The following is a 3,566-nucleotide window of genomic DNA, read 5'->3' as shown; positions in this document are numbered from 1 at the left end:
ACGAAGCACCCGCCGCCACCGCCGGCTCGTTAGCCACGCCCGGCGAACTCGCAGCCGCGGCGGCTGCAGCGGGCCAGCGCGCCGGATCGAACACGAACGACAGCCCGACACTGCCGAGGATCGCGACGGTCGCGACCACCGTCGCCATCGTCACGGGTTCGCCGAGCAGCAGCGCACCGAGCGCAACCGCGACGATCGGGTTCACGTACATGCAGCTGCTCGCGATGATCGGGCTCGTGTGGCGGATCAGGTAGCCGTACGCGACGTACGCGGCCATCGTGCAGAACACCATCAGGTACAGGAACGCGAACACCGGCCCCACCATCAGGTGCTCGACGCGCTCGCCGACCAGCCACGCGACGAGCGTCGAGATCATGCCGCCGAGGCCGATCTGCAGCGACGTCGACAAAAACAGGTCGGACGGCAGCTTGAGCCGCGTCGCGAGATGCGCGCCGCCGGCCCAGAACAGTGCGCCGGCCAGCACGCAGATCGTGCCGAGCGCCGAATTCTGCGCGGCGGCCCCCCCCGAATTCAGCACGACGATACCGACCATCCCGAGCGCGACGGCCGACCACTCGCCTTTCGTGACCGGCCGCCCGGCAACCGCCGCGATCACCGTCGCGAACAGCGGCACCGTGGCCACCATCACCGCGGCCGAGCCGCTGCTGACCAAGCTGATCCCGAGCGCGATCGTGCCGGACGACAGCGCGACGAGCATCGTGCCGACGATCCCTGCGTTGCGGATTTCGAGCAGCGTCGGCCATTCGGGCTTGCGCCGCAGCGCGAAGATGAACAGGCCAATCCCGCCGAGCAGGTTGCGCAGCCCCGACAGCAGCAGCGGCGGGAACGACTGCAGCGCGAAATGCAGGCCGCTGTAGGTCGAACCCCAGACGAAATAGATGAAGACGAGCGCCAGCGCCACGCGACCGCTGCGGCTTTGCGGCAGGCGGATCCGGAACGAGAAGCGGGCGAAGAAGTCGAGGAGACGGTCGAGCGGCGTCATCGTGCGGCCTGCCCGCACGTCACGCCGCGTGCTCCGCTGAAAGACGCCGGCGATGCCGGCAAACGGCCCTGGCGGGACCGGGAAGGCAGAGCGAACGTGCGGAACGACATGACAGTGCGAACGGCGACGAAAGAGAACCGGCAAGCGGCGGCAGAGGGACAAAAAAAACGCGCGCAACCGCTTCGGCTGCGCACGCTCGGCATTATGGCATCAAGGATTCGAAAGCATCGTCGGACCTGTCTGAAAGGATCACGAATGATGTTTCCGCGCGACATTTTCCGTCCGGCGGACAGGTGAAATCGGGGCCGGATACGCGTCGCGCCTGCGTTGCCGATTCCGCTTCGCCCCGCCATCCAGGGCAGTTCGTCGCGATCGAACCAGGCATCGGCCGAACGGCCAGTTCTGCACGCCGGCCAGCACTTCCCCCTTATCGTGACGGTCGACCCACGCGCCTCCCGCGCTGCGCGGCCTTCCTTCGAAACCCGCACCATCCATACAAAATTTTGTATAATCCAATCATTCTTCCGCCGAAGCCCGTCGTTTTCGTCGGCAGCGCGCTAGCCGATCTTCGCGGCTTTCCGCTGCCCGCGTGACGTGAAGCCGGCCACCAGATCGACCAGGTGCAACGCGGGCTGGCGCCCGACGACTGGAAGCCGATGCGCACCGTCGGCGCCGGCGTGCGGGAAATTCGCCTGCGCGATGCGAGCGGCGCGTTCCGGATCATTTACGTCGCGACATTCGCCGACACCGTCTACGTGCTGCACTGCTTCCGGAAGCAATCGGCGCGCACGACCAGGGCCGATATCGAACTGGCCGCCCGGCGCTACCGCGCGCTGACGATGGAGAGGAAACGATGACCAACGAACGTTATTCAAGCGTCTGGGACGCAATCGAGGGCCAGCCGGCCGAAGCCGAGAACATGAAGCTGCGATCCGAGCTGATGATCGCGCTCAAGCAGCGCATCGCGCAGCTCGAGCTCAGTCAGGCCCAGGCCGCGAAACAGCTCGGCGTCACGCAGCCGCGCGTCTCCGACCTGATGCGCGGCAAGATCAACCTGTTCGGGCTCGACGCGCTCGTGAACATGGCGGCGGCTGTCGGCCTGCGCGTCGACCTCCAGGTGCGCGAATCCGCGTGACGCGTCACGCGTGCGATGCCCGATGCATCGCCGCACGTGCATGCGGCGCCACCGCGTGCCACGCGCCGCTCACGGTTCACTCACGATCCGCCGAACCAGTTGTACCCCTGGTCGACCCAGTAGCCGCCCGGAAACGTATCGGTCACGAAGATCTCCATGATGTGCTTCGGGTTCTTGTAGCCGAGCTTGGTCGGCATCCGCAGCTTCATCGGGAAGCCGAATTCCGGCGGCAGCCGATGGCCGTCGTAGTCGAACGCGAGCAGCGTCTGCGGATGCAGCGCGGTCGGCATGTCGATGCTCTCGTAGTAATCGTCTGCGCACTTGAAGCCGACGTACTTCGCCTTCGTATCGGCGCCCGCCCGCGCGAGAAACGCGCCGAACGGCGTGCCGCCCCAGCGGCCGATCGCGCTCCACCCTTCCACGCAGATATGCCGCGTGATCTGTTCCGCGTGCGGCAGCGCATACAGTTCGTCGAGCGTCCACACGCGCTTGCCCGTCACGCGGCCGGACAGCACGAGCCGATACGTCGACGCATCGACGTGCGGCACGTCGTCGATGCCGTAGTACGCATTGAACGGGAACGGTCGCGTGATATCGGCTTCGGTGTAGGTCGGCGCGAGCCGCTCGCCGCTGAACAGCCACGCCTGCACGCGGTCGTTCATGCGCGACACCTTCTCGAGGAACGTGTTGACCGACGCGTCGTCCTGCAGCGTGCAGCCGGTCAGCATCGTCAGGCCGCCTAGCGTCAGCACGCGCCGGTTGAACAGCCGCCGCGACGGCATCTCGAGCTCGCGGCGCACGTCGAGTTCGAGCGACTTCCGGTCGAGCGTCCAGCGCGAACCGTCGCGCTTGTCTTCGGATTGCGACATGATGATTTCCTTCACGCGAAGTTGACGGTCAGCGCCCGCGCAGCATCGCGAGCAGCGAACGCGGCACCAGCAGCGCCATCGCGACGTGCACGACGACGAACCCGACGAGCAGCGACATCGCCCAGAAATGCACGACGCGCGCGTTGTCGTAACCGCCGAACAGTTCGCGCAGCAGCGGGAATTGCACGGATTTCCAGATCGTCAGCCCGGACAGCACCAGCACGATCAGATCGACGATCGCGACCAGGTACGCGGCGCGCTGCACCGCGTTGTAGACGCTCAAATCGTCATGCGCGAGCCGGCCGCTCAACGCCGCGCGCACGTCGCGCCACACGGACGCCGGCGTGACGGGCAGCATCTTGCGGGCGAGGCGCCCGGTCGCGATCGACATCGTCAGGTAGAACAGCCCGTTGAAGACGAGCAGCCACATCGCCGCGAAATGCCATTGCAGCGCGCCGCCGAGCCAGCCGCCCAGCGTGATGCCATGCGGAAACACGAATGGCGGATAGATCGGCGACGCGTCGTAGATGCGCCAGCCGGACAGCACCATCAGGATCGC

Annotated in this window: 4 protein-coding genes and 1 pseudogene; 2 read left to right on the top strand and 3 right to left on the bottom strand. The window is 66.5% G+C overall.

The window, feature by feature from the left end; genetic code table 11:
- Positions 1-1,003 (bottom strand): EamA family transporter (locus tag JYJ84_RS31515; protein WP_205189929.1); only part of this gene is annotated, 1,003 nt, incomplete at its 3' end.
- A gap of 503 nt (positions 1,004-1,506) precedes the next feature.
- Here JYJ84_RS31515 and JYJ84_RS31510 point away from each other — a divergent pair.
- Positions 1,507-1,860: pseudogene (locus tag JYJ84_RS31510) on the top strand (type II toxin-antitoxin system RelE/ParE family toxin).
- The gene (locus tag JYJ84_RS31505; protein WP_043182145.1) at positions 1,857-2,138 is read left to right on the top strand and encodes a helix-turn-helix domain-containing protein; all 282 of its coding nucleotides are present in this window, start codon (positions 1,857-1,859) and stop codon (positions 2,136-2,138) included. The pseudogene JYJ84_RS31510 and the gene JYJ84_RS31505 overlap by 4 nt, the downstream one beginning before the upstream one ends.
- Before the next feature lie 80 nt (positions 2,139-2,218).
- Here the strand turns inward: JYJ84_RS31505 and JYJ84_RS31500 are convergent, their stop codons facing one another.
- A complete protein-coding gene (locus tag JYJ84_RS31500; protein ID WP_175221242.1) occupies positions 2,219-3,007 on the bottom strand; it encodes a molybdopterin-dependent oxidoreductase in 789 nt (262 codons plus the stop codon).
- A 28-nt stretch (positions 3,008-3,035) separates the two neighbouring features.
- On the bottom strand, positions 3,036-3,566 hold a 531-nt coding region (locus JYJ84_RS31495; RefSeq protein ID WP_205189928.1), incomplete at its 5' end, for a cytochrome b/b6 domain-containing protein.

The organism is Burkholderia sp. LMG 13014 (genome assembly GCF_905232215.1).
GTDB lineage: Bacteria > Pseudomonadota > Gammaproteobacteria > Burkholderiales > Burkholderiaceae > Burkholderia.
The sequence above is the reverse complement of the archived record's forward strand: the minus strand, read 5'-3'. Positions and strand labels throughout refer to the sequence as shown.

What these genes read in the sequence shown, in the direction of transcription:
- JYJ84_RS31505 (WP_043182145.1), top strand. Translation starts at nt 1,857, where the DNA reads ATGACCAACGAACGTTATTCAAGCGTCTGGGACGCAATCGAGGGCCAG.
- JYJ84_RS31500 (WP_175221242.1), bottom strand. Translation starts at nt 3,007, where the DNA reads ATGTCGCAATCCGAAGACAAGCGCGACGGTTCGCGCTGGACGCTCGAC.